We start from the raw sequence: 15,168 nt of genomic DNA on the forward strand, positions 1-15,168 counted from the left end.
GCGGAACAGCAGTAATTTGTAAAGCGATGGTTTCTACAATAAGCCATCGCTTTTTATTTTGCATAGAGCATCAATATAAACGCTACCGTGTCACTTTTTTATAGCACCTTTCTGGCCTACCAACAGAGCCATAGTTTAAATCAGCCTCTAGTTCACCAGTGCTGATAAGATACTCCAAATAGCGCCTCGCCGTTGTTCGGCTCGCGCCGATCTTTTCGCCTGCCTCATCAGCGGTCAGCACACTGCCATTTGGGAACAACTCTCTGATCTTGTCTAGGGTTACACCATCAATCCCTTTTGGTAATCGGTTCGGCAAGTTGTCTTGATTGGCATGAGACTGCAGCATTTTATCAACGAGGTTCTGATCCAAACTCTCTACGATGTCTAGTTGTTGGCGTTGGGACACATACTTTTTCAGTGCGGCATCTAAGCGTGGAAACATCACGGGTTTTAACAGGTAATCGACAACGCCACCCCTCATCGCCTGTTGTAATGTATCGACATCCCTTGCGGCTGTAATCAAAATGACATCACACGTTTGGTTACTTGCACGCAGTGTATTTAGTATCTCAAGCCCTGTGCCATCGGGAAGATAGACATCCATCAATAGTAAATCTGGCTTAAGAATGTCGAGTTGCATTTCCGCTTCCATTCTCGTGGTCGCAATTCCAACCACTTCCAAACCTGTCAGTTGGCTTAAGTATTTGTGGTGCAGCTCAGCAATAGCCAGATCATCTTCAATGATCATTACGCGAGTCGCCATACTCATAATTGTTCTTCCTTGGGTAAGTACACCGTTATTCTTGTCCCATAATTTGTATTGGGTATCATCTCAACATGGCCGTGATATCGAGTAGCAAGCTGATTGACAAGGTGTAACCCAACACCTCGATTTTGACGAGATTTCGTCGAAACGCCTTTTGTAAATAATGTTTGTGGATCCATTGTTTTTGGGAGGCCACAGCCATGATCTATCACCTCAAGTATCACTTCATTTCCGTAATCGCTAACGGACACATCAATGTTTCTGCGTTCTGACGCAACATTTGATTCATCGCGAATTGAAGTTAACGTGGCATCGAAAGCGTTATCAATCAAATTACCCAAAATTGTGACTAGGTCTTCCGAATTTAGCCACTCAGGCAGGGGCTCCAGACGACTGCCTTCCTCAACCACCAGTTGTAAGCCTAACTCGCGAGCACGTTCAGTTTTTCCAAGCAACATACCTGCAATTAGCGGGTCTTTAACGGTATCTCTTAAAAACTCAATCATTGCCTGATAGTGTGCGGTTTCTTGTCCAATTAACTTTTGCACCGCATCAAGTTCACCCATTTGTACTAGCCCACTAATGGTGTTGAGCTTATTGCGATGCTCATGGGTCTGTGAACGTAACAAATCTGCATATTCCTTGGTTTGTGATAGCTGCTCGGTTAGATCATTGATTTCATCCCTTAAACGGAAACTCGATACCGCCCCCACGATTTTTCCATCAACATAAATTGGAGAGCGATTTGCAATCAGGCGCTTATGATTAAGGAATATTTCAATATCATGATCTTCCTGCCCGCTTTCTAACACTGTATATAGATCGCTATCACGCAGCGTATCAGTCAAAGGTTTATTGAGCGCTGATTCTCTATCAATACCGAGAATCTGGCAGGCACTACGATTTATCGAGCGAAGTATCCCTTGGGCATCAATGCTTAACACGCCCTCTTTGATGGTGCTCATCGTCACTTCTAATTCGCCGTACAACCGCCCTATTTCTTCAGGCTCAAAGCCTAAAATGGCGCGCTGAAACTTTCTCGACGCATAATTGGATACAATGGCATTAGCGACGACAACTACGATGACCATTAAAATCAAAAAGGCCAAAAATGGTTCGATGCGGTCTTGCAGTCGGTCGAGCAAATAGCCAACCGAAACCACACCAATGATGTTCCCTTGCTCGTCAAAAATCGCAGCTTTACCACGAACTGAATAACCTAACGAGCCCTGTGCCGTCGAAACATAAGACAACCCCTGTTCTAGCGCTCGACGATTGTCGCCACCTCTCATTGGCTTGCCCAACCGCTCATCAACAGGGTGGATTAAGCGTACTCCCTTATGGTCGCCAATAACGATGAATGCAGCACCTATGGCTTCGGTTAATTCTCTAAAGCGAAGTTGGTATGGCTGGGGGTTTTGGGTTTCGATCATTTCACGAACAACCGCTGAGTCCGCTAAAAAACGGGCAACACCCAGTGCTTTTTCTCCCATTTCTTGCTCTTGATTGATTTTGAGATAAGTGAACCCCGCGGCGACAAGCAATAACAGCTCTATCAACCCCGATAGCGTCATGATAATGAGCATCCGCTTACGAAAGCTGATGGTTTTCCAACTCATTGATACATCCTTGTGATTCACTCTTGAGCGTAACGTTAACACTCAGTTAACAGCATGACGTTGTCGCGGTGATAAATCTGTGAGGAAGGCAAACAAACCGCAGAGTTTACGGTTAATTAATCGACGAGCTGAAACATAAAATTACAACCATTCACCAAATTTAGCATTCCTCTCTGATACTCAATTCCATACATAAATTGCCCTTAAAATCATGATCGCGATCACATCGATTTTAGCGGTTTTTGAGGCGTTTTTAGACTTTACAACGTATAATTTTTAATCAACGAAACCAATGAGAGTTTCGGTTTGAAAGCAGTGAAGCTGGAAGTCTATTAAAAGCTCAACATTGATGTCAGTGGTTTGGACAAAAATAAAACAAAACACAAATACTGACTACATGACAAACACTTAGACACCATCTGAAAACTGGAAAACTATAAACAGAGGTGCATTTATAGTTAGAAGGAACACCAAACATGGAACGCGATACCTTTGGAATATGCCTGAATAAGGCGATGCTGTCAGAGAATATGTATTCAACATTTACACACGTCAGGGCTTATGAAAAAAACGGAGGCGGTACTTCTGATCTCAAAGTCCTGTTATCGTTCCCTCAAATGAGTGGAAAAGATCTATTGAATACGATGCGAGGTTCTCGTCAGCTCGAGTGGAGAGCGGAGTTTCACTGTCCATATACGAAATAAATTTGTAACATCTCCCGCGCCCAGCACAAATATAACTGGGCGCATACTACTGCCCAATTTTCCCTCCTACTTAACACGCAGTTACGAATCCTTTATATTAGAGCTAATACTCTACGACAAAGCAGCCATTATGAAAAAAACAGGAAAGTTTTGGATACTGGGCTTACTTAGCAGCTCGATTTCCCTTGCCTGTCATGCGGCACCGATCACTTTTGATACCGCATGGCAGCTATTGCTAGAAAACAACTATTCTCTTAAAGCTCAACGCTCAAACGTCGAGAACTACCAATACCAAGAGAGTGCCACCAGCAATCTCAACTTACCTCAAGTTACCATTGGCGCGAATTACACGCGTTTAGATACCGATATCACGCTTTCGGGAAAACAGATTCTAGACAGCACAGGAGCACACATTAACGTACCTCCTGCTTTTCAGCCTATTTTTGGTGCCTTAGCTAATACCACTTCGACCATAACCGAGCGCGATATTTTCTCTTCGTCTATTCGTGCCATTTGGCCAATTTTTACTGGTGGTAGAATTTCTGCGGCTCAATCAGCAGCAGAAGGCAAAACGGATGAGGCGAAAAGTCAGCTTTTAATGGAACAACAAGCGCGTTTTGAAGATTTATCGAAGTACTACTTTTCTGTCGTACTGGCAAAGGAAGTACTCGCAACGCGGCAAGCGGTTGAAGCTGGGCTAAAAAAGCATCGAGATTTTGCCATTAAGCTTGAAGAGCAAGGACAAATCGCGCACGTTGAGCGCCTGCAAGCCGAGGCTTCTTTAGATAAAGCATCTGTAGAAACACGTAAAGCAGCCAGCGATTTGAGTATCGCTCAGGCTGCATTAGGTAAATTACTCGCGCAAGATGATGCCGTAGAGCCCGCTGAATCTTTGTTTATCAACGACAGTCTTCCCCCTCTTAGCGCTTTTGTCGATCAAACGCTGCTTACCTATCCGGGGTTAGAACTTCTGAGCGCTAAACACAAACAAGCCTCTAGCTTAATCAAAGCAGAAAAAGGGAAATACTACCCTGAAGTTTATCTTTACGGCGACTACAGCTTGTATGAAGACGATTCTCTCGCAAGCCAAATGAAGCCTGACTGGTTAGTTGGTGTTGGTGTCAGCATTCCACTGATTGAATCATCAGGGCGAAGCGAAAAAGTCAAAGCCGCTCAAAGCGTCGTCTCGCAGGTCGACTCATTAAAGTCCCAAGCCAAACAAGACTTATCGCTGTTAGTCCAAAAGACATACTTGGAGGCTCAGCAAGCCATTGATGAAGTACAAGGGCTCGCATCTAGCATTGAACTCGCTAACGAAAACCTGCGCTTGCGTGAAAAAGCATTTACTCAGGGTCTGTCGTCTTCTCTGGATGTTGTGGATGCACAACTTTATGTCGCGAGTATAGAAACACAACGTTCAGCGGCGCGTTTCCGCTATTTAATATCTTTAACCAAGCTACTCGCATTGAGCAGTGAAATGAACAGCTTCGAACAATATCAAAATACCGCTTATATCCCTGCTTCAACATCCAAAGAGGTGAAATAAATCATGGCAGCTAAATCACTAAAACCCGTTTTACTCTCACTTTGTGCTTTGGGTGTTGCCTCTTGGGTTGGGTATCAATTTTACCAAGCCTATCAACCGGAACCGATCCGCTTACAGGGATTAATTGAAGCCCAGCAATACAGCATTTCCTCAAAAGTCCCAGGGCGTATTGATGAGGTCATGGTACGTAAAGGCGACGATGTAGAGAAAGGTCAGCTTATTTTTACCCTTCATAGTCCTGAAATTGAAGCGAAGTTAGAACAAGCAAAAGCAGGTGAAAAAGCGGCGGACGCCTTAGCTCAAGAAGCTGAGAAAGGCGCACGTGAGCAACAAATCCAAGCAGCAAAAGATCAGTGGATGAAAGCCAAAGCCGCTGCGAATTTAATGGAAAAAACCTACAATCGTGTGAATAACCTTTATAACGATGGCGTGGTTGCAGAACAAAAACGCGATGAAGCTTTAACTCAGTGGCAAGCAGCGAAATACACAGAAAGTGCCGCGTTTCAAATGTACGAAATGGCAAAAGAAGGCGCTAGAAGTGAAACCAAAGTGGCTGCGGCGGAAAAAGCGCGCATGGCATCAGGTGCCGTAGCCGAAGTAGAAGCGTACGCGAAAGATACTCAGATCTACAGCTGGTTTGACGGCGAAGTCTCTCAAGTTCTACTTCAAAGTGGTGAATTAGCACCTCAGGGCTTCCCGGTTGTTACTGTGATAGATACAGAAGATGCCTGGGCGACACTTAATGTGCGTGAAGATTACCTTCAACACTTTAAAAAAGGAGCAACCTTTGATGCCTATTTGCCTGCCTTAAACAAAAATGTTGAGTTCAAAGTAACGCATGTTGCCGTTATGGGTGACTTTGCAACGTGGAGAGCAACCGATGCTTCTCAAGGTTTTGATCTTCGTACCTTTGAAGTAGAAGCTCGTCCAGCTCAACCCGAACCTGAACTGCGTATGGGAATGAGTGTTGTCGTTGAACTTTAATCACAACCACTAGGTTAATGCTATGACGATTAAGATTTCACAGCGGCATATCTTACGACGAGACAAGTGGTTGCTTTCGTGCCTTACTTGGATACCGATTTTGCTCGCGCTGATGATTTGGGGAGTGTTCTCTGCGGGCATTGCCCGGGATCTGCCAATCGGTGTGGTTGATCTACAACATTCCCAACTTTCTCGAAAGCTCATTCAATCTTTGGATGCGTCGTCGAGTCTGGCTGTTAACTATCATTACGCCAGTGCAAGCGAAGCAAAAAATGCGATGATTGAAGGCGATATCTACGCTTACGCGGTCATCCCATCTAAGTTCGACCAAGATATTCTCCAGCACCGCCAACCTCAACTTTCTGTCTTTTACAACAGTCAGTACATTTTGGTAGCGAAACTGATCAACTCTGCCGTTGCGCAAGCACAAGGCTATTTCGACGCTCAGGTTGAAGTAATGGGCAACTTGGCTAAGGGTAACACCACAACGTTAGCAGCGGCTGGACAGGCTGTACCCGTGTCGACACAAATAACCGCATTATTTAACCGTAACAATAACTACGCACAATTTTTGGTAACGGCTATCGTGCCAGCCATTTGGCAAATATGTATTGTAGTAAGCACTATTTTGATTCTTGCCGCGCACTTTCGCATTTATGGTGGAAAGAATAGCTTTGCATTTTTGGGCGAAAAGCCATACGCCAGGCTCACTACCCTATTAAGTCAGTACATTCCGGTCTTTATGGCGCAAGGTGCGTTGTTCTTGTACTGGTTTTATTCCGTGCTTGATTGGCCAATGGAAGGCAGTTTTGTGGTTATGCTATTAGCACAATTGGCGACGGTTATCGCCTGTATCATTATGGGAGCGTTGTTCTTCTTCTTGTCGATGGATCCTGCACGTGCGATGAGTTTTGCTGGCGCATTTACGGCTCCAAGCTTCGCGTTCATGGGAATTACATTCCCAGTTTCTGACATGAACACGCTCGCTTATGCATGGCGTTCATTATTGCCGATTACCCATTACATTGAAGTACAAGTGAGTCAAGCAAGCTATGGAGCATCGGCCGCACAATCTTTAAGCTCGCTATGGCCTATGATTGGTTACGTTGTGCCCCTGCTCATTACCGCAGCCTTGATGGGTAAACATCGAACAGCTTCATCAACACGCCAAGCGAAGGAGGCGGTATGACATTGTGGCAACTGATTAAAGCGGAACTTAAGGCCGTTCTAACCAATCCAGTCGTTACGTTGACCGTGTTTGGTGGTGTCGTATTTTACTCGTTTTTATACCCTTTGCCTTATGCACAACAAACGCCTCGTGAACAACCAATCGCGATTGTTAATCTAGATGGTAGTCAGACGAGTTTAAAGCTAGAACGTATGGTTGATGCCACTCCGCAAGTCAACGTAGTCACTCGACTTCATACGATTGCCGATGCAAAGCAAGCATTTTTACAACGAGAGATCACCGGTTTTTTAGTCATACCAGAACACTTTTACAAAGACCTAATGCTAGGTAAAAGCCCGACTCTGGTCTACGCTGCGGACGCCTCGTATTTTCTCGTGTACGGAACCGTGGTAGAAGGATTGGCCCAAGCTGGAGGCACATTAGGGGCCCAAGTGAAAGTCAGTAAAATGGTGATAGATGGTGTGCCCATGAGTATGGCTAGCCATAATTACTCTGCTATTAAGCTTAATATGAAACCAACGTTCAACCCAACCATGGGTTACATCGAATACGTAGTGCCGGCAGTATTTGTTCTGATTTTACAACAAACGTTGATCATGGCGGTTGGATTACAAACGGGAACACAGCGTCATGGTCGTGGCTATTGGTCACAAGTATCAACGGGATCGCTGCTGCTTGTGAGAACGTTAGTATTTGTGGCAATTTATTATTTACTCGGCGCCTATTATTTTGGTTTTAGCTTCGAACGTTTAAACGTAAACCATATCGCCAATGCGGGCGAATTGCTGGCTATGTTGTTCCCGTTCTTTTTAGGTTGTTGCGGACTAGGCTTCTGGCTAGGTTACTTATTACCTCGGCGTGAACTTGTCACCTTAGTCGTCTTAGTGAGCTCTATGCCGCTCATTTTCTTGGCTGGTTTTATTTGGCCGATTGAAGCCATACCTACTCCCTTACTATGGATTGCTGATTTAAGCCCAAGCACTTGGGCGATCAAAGCTTTCTTAGCGCTAAACCAAATGGGGGCAACCTGGCAACAAGTCGCTCCACATTGGACAGCACTTTGGGCACTCACCGTGCTTTGGGGTAGCGTTGCGTACTGGATTGCTAAGCGAAGTAACAAGCCAGTTGTAACAGAGAGCTTGGGGTGATAGCTGGCATTTTTATTACTATAAAAAAAGCCGGGTAACTAAACCCGGCTGAAAATCTGCGTCCTTGCAGCGGACATATGGTAAAAACACTTTTTGCTCTGGGCTTACCCATTGAGCGAGGTTAGATTAAGCCAAAAACTATGGACTCCATACTCTCATATAGAGGGTTATATCCTTCCAATAGACATTAGCTCTTCGCTAGAACGATAACGTTTTTCAGACACAAAAAAACAAGACTCACATTGAGTCTTGTTGTTGATAGGGATGAGCAGGATACATGTCGCCGCTAAGTCATATCACGGATTATTTTCTCTCGGTATTCTGTAACGACCTTCATGATTGAATTTTTTACATCACCGACTTGCTTAGAGGGTTGGCACCATAGGCCAAAACCAAACTTAAAACCTTCCAATAATTCAGAAGCTTCCACTGGCTCTATATGATTATTAGAAAACTCCGAATGGGCAAACGTTCTGGGGAGAATCGCCCATCCTAAACCTGCTTCAACCATTTTCACTACAAGGGCCAATTGGTCGACCTCTTCATGGTTCGAACTTACGATGACTTTTTCGCCCATTCCCTCTTCAATAAGAGACCGCAATACAAATTGTTTACTATTCCTCAAGGCTGTCAATACTCGATCTGGTGCAACAGAAGCGAGTTCACCACCTTTCTGGACGAAAGGAACAAATTCAAAATGACCTAAAAACGTCGCATCCAGACTATGTATTGCTCGACTATCATGCACATTGACAATACCGAATTGATACTCACCATTCTGTAAACCCTCTTTAATTTCGTTGCGATTACGAACAAGAAAGTTAACTCGCATCATCGGAAAATCTGCCGCTAATTGAATACGAAGCAATACAAGAAAACGGTGTGGTATAGCGCTTGAATAGGCGATACTAACATTCTCTAATCCACCGTAAGAAAGACTCAGTGCGACTTTATCGAAAGTACGAGCCTGTTCGATGGTTTGCTTAGCATAGTGGTACAGATGGTGGCCATCTTCTGTCGGTTCTACCGAGCGCCCCACTCGCTCAAACAGGTTGACCGCCAGTTGGTCTTCAAGATTGGTAATCACCTGCCCTATTGTGGTTCGGTGCTTATTGAGTTTGACCGCCGCCTTACTAAACGAAAGCTGTTCATAAACGGTTACGAACGCGAGAAGTTGTTCAAAACTAAAATTCATAGGTTGTGCTTACTTTTTAGAGTTATCTAATTAAATTACCACAAGATCGTAGAATTGCTACTTGGTAACGGTAACAATCTGCGTTTGAATTCCTTCTCGACGACACAAAAAAAACCTACTAGCGTCAGTAGGTTTTCTCTCACTTAGTTGTACTCAACGACACGAGCTAAATAGTTGAATTCTCCTGAGTCACCATGGTAATCACGGTAGACATCGACACTGAAATATTTAGGTTGATCAGCGTAAATGTGGTCAACGACTTTTTGCTCAAGTGACTCCAACGTTTCACCGACCTGAGAGTACACGAACTGCTTGTTCACTTTTTCCAATTTACGTTGTTTCGCTTCTTTGTGTGACACATAGTTGTTGATCTCTTCCCACTTTCCCACGAACTCGACCGCCACGTAACTCGAGTTCTCGTCAATCATAATAAAGGCTGCACCTTCTTCTTTGATTGCAGACAGTTGCTGCATATCACTATCCACTTTTTGCTGGTCAAGATGGGCTCCACTTTGGGCGAATGCAGTCGCGGAAGCGGTAAGCATCATGAGTGTAAGAACGGCTTTTTTCATTGTATCGTTTTCCTGTATTAAGGGAGTTCAGTTACCCAAAGTTGCCCTTGGGTGGCTTTTTTGAATCCATATTCGTAAATCGTCAGCAAGTAGCGGTGATCGAACATATCTTTCGTTACTTTGGCGTATCTGAAATCTTGATCAATGTAGGTAAACTGCATCTCGATATCGTTGATTTCACTGATGTATTTCATTCGATAGAGATCACCACGAGTTTGCGCTAGCGTAAGGCTTGAGACACTTTTCGATACCAAGTCCAAACCTTTGTCTTTTAGTGGACGATACGGCGCTTTTAACGCACCATTGCGAATCACATCCAACTGAGGCGCTTTTTCTAACCCCAAAGCATCTGAGATTTGTTGATAGTTGAAGTTAGACGGATTAAAGAACACCTGCGCTGCGAGACCACCATCTACGTGTAACTCCTCAAGAGTTTCTCCATCATGTTCAACATCGATAAATTGTGGAGGGAAAACACCAGGGATCGATGCGCTCGCAGCAAGCACCTTGTAAATCAGTTCAGATTTGTCCGCTAAATCACTGTTCGCAATCGCACCAATATTCCAAATCACCAGTTCGCCTGAATCAAAATGGGTACTGCCAATAAAGAGGCGTTTACCATTGCGGTGTTGCTGCGCCATCGCCTCGATCATGGGCTCAGGGTAAGCGTCTGCGATGAAATCATAGAGGTTCTCACCATCGGTAAACGCGTCCTTAAACAGGGTATTTAAGAAGTTCTTCTTACCCAAAATATTCTTATCATTGATGTTGAGCATGACTTCTTTCATCTTTGGCATCGCATCACCGCCAATGAAAACAAAAGGAGCGATTAGGGCACCAGCACTGACTCCAGTAATGATGGCATAATCTTTTAGCTCCCCCTTTTCCTGTAGCCCCATCAAAACGCCGGCCCCGTATGCGCCGTTTACGCCACCACCCGATAAGGCCAAAATATTGAGCTGTTCACCCTCTACTTTGATCGGTGTGGTTTGATTGTGCGCTGAGTAGAGAAAATCCGGCGCTTCATTGGCCCACATTCGAAGTGGCTCATTTGGTGTTGAGCTCGCGATCTCGACATCTTTATAGTTGCTTTGAGAAACACGAACATCCAGCGTATGGGGTGAACTACAAGCTACTATCAGCAGCGAAAGTACAACCGTCACACCAGAGGAAATTAAACGATTCATAATCAGTCTCATTTAATGTTCTCTGGCGTATGACCAGAGACTCAGTTTGAAGTTAATTGGGTCAAAATGAAGTCCGTTTCGTTGTGTGGAGTTACTATAGCTAGGCACGGTTAAACCCCATAATCGCGATTGTAGGATGCTATCCATCAAAGCAATTATGCCAAGTTTCTATATGCTAACTTTACGCTTCTCCGTTAATTAGGTACTGCGCTAAGCAATTTTCACGACGTTGAACTCATGCGTCGGTTCGACAAATTCGTATTGGGCATTGATCGTCTGTAGCTCCCATGTGCCATAGCCTTTGGTGATCTCCAATACACCGTAAACGGCGTTATGTGTATGACGAAAGGCTGCGACAGGAGACATCTTCTTCACCAAACAAGAAGTAAAAATCGCAGAAATCAAATCACCGACACCGACGGGTTGCTGGTCAAAATCAATACTTGGACGCTGAGCTAAATAACACGCTTTCGGTGTCGCTAAGATCATACTGAAGGCGTCATCTGTTAGTGCATGCAGGTGTTTCACCAATACCATTTTCGGTCCCAGCTCTAGGGTTTTTTTACATGCAGTGACCGCATCATAAAGAGAGTTAATTTTCACACCTGTTAACTCGCTCAGTTCAAACTGGTTAGGAACAATCACATCAGCGATTGGCAACAAGCTATGGCTTATCGCTTCTTTGACACCGTCTGCCACAATGCAACCTTTGTCTGGATCACCCATAACTGGGTCACACACATAAAGTGCACTATGGTTACGCGATTTGACTAAACTTACCGCTTCGGCCACCGCTCGACATTGCTCTGCGCTTCCTTGATAACCGGACAGTATCGCGCCACATTCGCCTAACTTCTCAATGTTATCTAAGCCTCTCATTAGAGAATGAATTTCATCTGCCCCAAACTTCTGTCCAGTCCAACCTTGCTGGTACTGAGTGTGATTTGAAAACTGAACCGTGTGAATTGGCCAGACTTCGAGGCCCATTCTCTGCATCGGGAAGACGGCAGAACTGTTTCCTGCGTGGCCATAAACCACATGAGATTGAATAGAAATAATGCTTTTCATAAGTCACTCTTAATTGAGAAGTTTGTTAGCTTGGCGACTAAATAAACACAATGCCGCGCACTGTGCTTATTTGGTCGGAATAGCCTCGACAACGCCGAGGCTTATTCTTAATCAGGCTGGATTCATTAGCCTTTGAATTCAGCAAAGTACTCATCCAACACTTTGCGTGTTGCACGACCGATAAGCTCGTATTCGTGGTGAGTAAGGTTTGCTAGCGAAACTCGAACTGATGCATGCACTACATCGAAGCCTTGGCCTGGAAGTAGGATAACGCCGGTTTCATGTGCAAGGCGGAACAGGAAGTCTTTGCCCTTCTCGCTCGCTTTGAACCATTCAACGAATGCTGGTCCGTACAATTTGCCGCCCAGAGTGTCGAGCTCAAGCAGTGTGTAGTAGTCCACACGATCTTTGTTTTCTTCAATTTCTACACCCATGTTTTTGTACAGAGTTTTGTAACGCTCGCGAATGATGCGTTTACATGCTTCTTTGTAGTTTTTCTCTGAGTCCATCAGACAATTCAATGAGAACAGCGCCATTTGAACTTGTTGAGGAAGCGACAAACCTGCTGTGTGGTTAAGCGCTACGCTACGGCTGTCGGCAACGATACGGTCAATAAACTTGATCTCACGAGGTTCCGGAGTCAGCGTTTTGTAACGATCGTCCAACTCAAGTTGACGCACTTCAGGAAGGCTACGCATTGCATCGTCAAACACGTTGTTGTGTTGAATCGCAATCGAGCCTAAACGCCAGCCTGTTGCACCGAAGTACTTAGAGAACGAATACACACAAAGCGTGTTGTATGGCAGTTTTGCAAACAGTGAGACAAAGTCGTCCGCAAATGTGCCGTATACATCGTCAGTCACAATGAACAGGTCGCTACGTTCGTTGTTCACAAAATTTGATAGGTTATCCAGAGTCTCATCCGAGAACTTCACAGACGCTGGGTTTGCCGGGTTAACAACACAAAGCAGTTTGATGCCTGTATCTGCAAGCTTTTCGATTTCAGACATCGGCAGTTGCCATGTTGTCTCATCCAGACGTAGTTCAACGATTTCCAGTTCGTATTCACTCAGTTCTGGAATCTCTAGGTAAGGCGTAAAGATTGGAGTGATTAGCGCAACCTTGTCACCTTTCTTCAATAGACCGTTGTTGAACATAGTTTGGAAGGTGTACGTCATAGACGCCGTACCGCCTTCCGTTGCAAACAGATCGAAGTCTGTTGTCATTGGCATTGGGCCGTACATCTCTTCTGCAATGTATTGCTTCACAACGGTTTCGATGTTCGTCAACATACGTGGTGGCACTGGGTAGTTACATGCAAGGTATGCGTTAACCAGTTCATTCAAGAATGCTTGTTTCTCTAGACCCAAACGGTCTTTTACGTAGCTCAGCGACTTTTCCAAGAACTGTACGCCTTGGTCTTGTTTATTCTTGCTTGCAAACGTATCGAAGCGTTCAACAATGCCCACACCATCTGGAATGCCACCGAAACCACCATCTAGGTATGAATAAGTGCGCTCGGCTTCCAATATTGCGAACTCACCCAAACGAATGAACGCTTTACGTGGTAGTGTCGCAAGAAAATTAGGATTACCACGACCTGCATCTAATAACGCGCGGTCAGGAACAGTTTGTGCCACTTCAATTAGTTTATCTTTTAATTCAAATGGGCTTAAATCTGCAAATTTTGAAAAATCAATTGTTGTGTTTTGCGTAGTCATAATATTTACCTGAATCTATTATTTAGTAAAATTTGGATAATACTTCCCCTACCGCCTATTTAATTAGGCGATAAGCGTGTTCGAATTTATTTAAATTACATGCCTGCGTTTAAAGTAATAATGCCGACAATAATTGGACCCCATAGGGTAAGCAGGACATTGGCGACTGCATAAGTCACAGTGAATGAGAATACTGGCGTTGCGTTACCTGTTTTTTCCATTAAAGCCGCGAATGCTGGGTTCGCACTTCGTCCACCTGTCACACAGCCAAGTGCTTCAACCGGGTTCTTAATCTTCAATACAAAATATGAGAAGAAGAACGAAATAATCTGAGGGATAATCGTTACACCCATGCCAAGGAACAACAGAGACATACCGTGTTCTTTGATGGTGTCGACCGCTTGAGGCCCAGCCTCAAGGCCAACAATGCCTACAAATGCTGCCAAACCGAAATCTCGAATAAAGTTCGCGGCACCCACAGGAAACTGAGCAACATGCGGATTGCGGCTACGCAACCAACCGACGATCAAACCTGAGATCAAACAACCTGCACCAGAACCGATAGTGACGGGAATACCAGCAATCTTAAAACTGATTAGACCAATTAATAGGCCCACCACCATGCCCATACCAAGCACGATTAAGTCAGTCACGTTTGCTGAGCCCATTCGCTGACCAATGTTTTTCTCAACGCGATTGATATCTTTTGCGGTACCTGTAAGCTGGATGACGTCGTTTTTCTTCACCACAAGATCCGGCGTCATTTCAATTGAGTTGCCTTCACGAATATAGTCTGTCACATAAATACCGCGCATAGAGCCTTGGTTCGAAGCCTCTTTAATCTCTTGCAGCGACTTACCAATCAGTTTGCGGTTGTCTGCGATCAGTTGACGGTTTTCTTCAATAACTTCATAGCCTTCTGGAAGTGCAATCTCGTTGTCAGCCAAACCATCTTGCAGCTTATGTACCGCATTACGACGACCAGTTACAACAATGACATCCCCTTCTTTCAGTGCTGTGAATTTGTCCACTTCTAGCACTTTGCCATCACGTTGAATCAATTCAATACAAGCAGCTAGAGCGTGTTGGTTTAACTGAGCTAAGGTTTTGCCTGCTAGCCCACCATCTTTGCTCACTTTAAATGCTCGTGTAACCAGCGCTGTGATAGCGTTGAACTCACCCGGCGCTAAATCACGCTTACCATTTGAATTTTTCTCTTCTAGCGCAATCGCTTCTGCTCGGATATCCCACTTCATCAGTGTTGGGAATACCCATGTCACCATCAGAATTGGACCAAGCGAACCAAAGATGTACGTAACCGCGTAGCCTACTGCGACGTTGGTCTGCATTAGGTGCTTCGCTTCTTCTGTCACACCACCAAGACGTGCGATCGCATCACCCGCTGTACCGATGATTGCCGATTGAGTCAAACCACCAGCTGCAAGGCCTGCTGCCGTACCTCTGTCTAG

General features: G+C 44.7%; 13 protein-coding genes. 5 read left to right on the forward strand and 8 right to left on the reverse strand.

Annotation, left to right across the window (positions count from 1 at the left end):
* Nucleotides 1–82 precede the first annotated feature (82 nt).
* Both IQR33_RS31065 and IQR33_RS31070 read right to left on the reverse strand, forming a co-directional pair.
* A complete protein-coding gene (locus IQR33_RS31065) occupies nucleotides 83–769 on the reverse strand; it encodes a response regulator (RefSeq protein WP_017634565.1) in 687 nt (228 codons plus the stop codon).
* A complete protein-coding gene (locus IQR33_RS31070; RefSeq protein ID WP_053306993.1) occupies nucleotides 766–2,385 on the reverse strand; it encodes an ATP-binding protein in 1,620 nt (539 codons plus the stop codon). The genes IQR33_RS31065 and IQR33_RS31070 overlap by 4 nt, the downstream gene beginning before the upstream one ends.
* Nucleotides 2,386–2,861: 476 nt before the next feature.
* Between IQR33_RS31070 and IQR33_RS31075 the strand changes: the two genes are divergently transcribed.
* From IQR33_RS31075 to IQR33_RS31095, 5 genes are all read left to right on the forward strand, one after another.
* Nucleotides 2,862–3,089, forward strand: coding sequence for a hypothetical protein (locus IQR33_RS31075; RefSeq protein ID WP_005377125.1), 228 nt, complete (start codon nucleotides 2,862–2,864; stop codon nucleotides 3,087–3,089).
* A gap of 130 nt (nucleotides 3,090–3,219) precedes the next feature.
* Nucleotides 3,220–4,635, forward strand: a complete 1,416-nt coding sequence (locus IQR33_RS31080) for a TolC family protein (protein WP_053306992.1) — start codon at nucleotides 3,220–3,222, stop codon at nucleotides 4,633–4,635.
* A gap of 3 nt (nucleotides 4,636–4,638) precedes the next feature.
* Nucleotides 4,639–5,619 carry an HlyD family secretion protein gene (locus IQR33_RS31085; protein WP_005377122.1) on the forward strand — a complete coding sequence of 327 codons (981 nt, stop codon included), beginning with the start codon at nucleotides 4,639–4,641 and terminating at the stop codon, nucleotides 5,617–5,619.
* 22 nt (nucleotides 5,620–5,641) lie between these two features.
* Nucleotides 5,642–6,808 carry an ABC transporter permease gene (locus IQR33_RS31090; RefSeq protein WP_031778953.1) on the forward strand — a complete coding sequence of 389 codons (1,167 nt, stop codon included), beginning with the start codon at nucleotides 5,642–5,644 and terminating at the stop codon, nucleotides 6,806–6,808.
* Nucleotides 6,805–7,956 carry an ABC transporter permease gene (locus tag IQR33_RS31095; protein WP_005377120.1) on the forward strand — a complete coding sequence of 384 codons (1,152 nt, stop codon included), beginning with the start codon at nucleotides 6,805–6,807 and terminating at the stop codon, nucleotides 7,954–7,956. Before IQR33_RS31090 ends, IQR33_RS31095 begins: the two co-directional genes overlap by 4 nt.
* 286 nt (nucleotides 7,957–8,242) lie before the next feature.
* On the opposite strand, the gene IQR33_RS31100 is transcribed toward IQR33_RS31095, so the two are convergent.
* From IQR33_RS31100 to IQR33_RS31125, 6 genes are all read right to left on the reverse strand, one after another.
* On the reverse strand, nucleotides 8,243–9,151 hold the full coding sequence (locus tag IQR33_RS31100; RefSeq protein WP_033906183.1) for a LysR family transcriptional regulator: 909 nt from the start codon (nucleotides 9,149–9,151) through the stop codon (nucleotides 8,243–8,245).
* A gap of 143 nt (nucleotides 9,152–9,294) precedes the next feature.
* A complete protein-coding gene (locus IQR33_RS31105; RefSeq protein ID WP_047102715.1) occupies nucleotides 9,295–9,723 on the reverse strand; it encodes a hypothetical protein in 429 nt (142 codons plus the stop codon).
* Between the two features lie 17 nt (nucleotides 9,724–9,740).
* Nucleotides 9,741–10,910, reverse strand: a complete 1,170-nt coding sequence (locus tag IQR33_RS31110; protein ID WP_054579567.1) for a patatin-like phospholipase family protein — start codon at nucleotides 10,908–10,910, stop codon at nucleotides 9,741–9,743.
* A gap of 210 nt (nucleotides 10,911–11,120) precedes the next feature.
* On the reverse strand, nucleotides 11,121–11,978 hold the full coding sequence (pdxY, locus tag IQR33_RS31115; RefSeq protein WP_054579568.1) for a pyridoxal kinase PdxY: 858 nt from the start codon (nucleotides 11,976–11,978) through the stop codon (nucleotides 11,121–11,123).
* Nucleotides 11,979–12,103: 125 nt separating this feature from the next.
* A complete protein-coding gene (locus IQR33_RS31120) occupies nucleotides 12,104–13,699 on the reverse strand; it encodes a bifunctional aspartate transaminase/aspartate 4-decarboxylase (RefSeq protein ID WP_054579569.1) in 1,596 nt (531 codons plus the stop codon).
* Between the two features lie 95 nt (nucleotides 13,700–13,794).
* The coding region (locus IQR33_RS31125) for a TrkA C-terminal domain-containing protein (RefSeq protein WP_228014237.1) at nucleotides 13,795–15,168 on the reverse strand (1,374 nt) is incomplete at its 5' end.

The sequence above is a fragment of the Vibrio sp. OPT46 genome, from assembly GCF_015163535.1.
GTDB classification, from domain to species: domain Bacteria; phylum Pseudomonadota; class Gammaproteobacteria; order Enterobacterales; family Vibrionaceae; genus Vibrio; species Vibrio alginolyticus.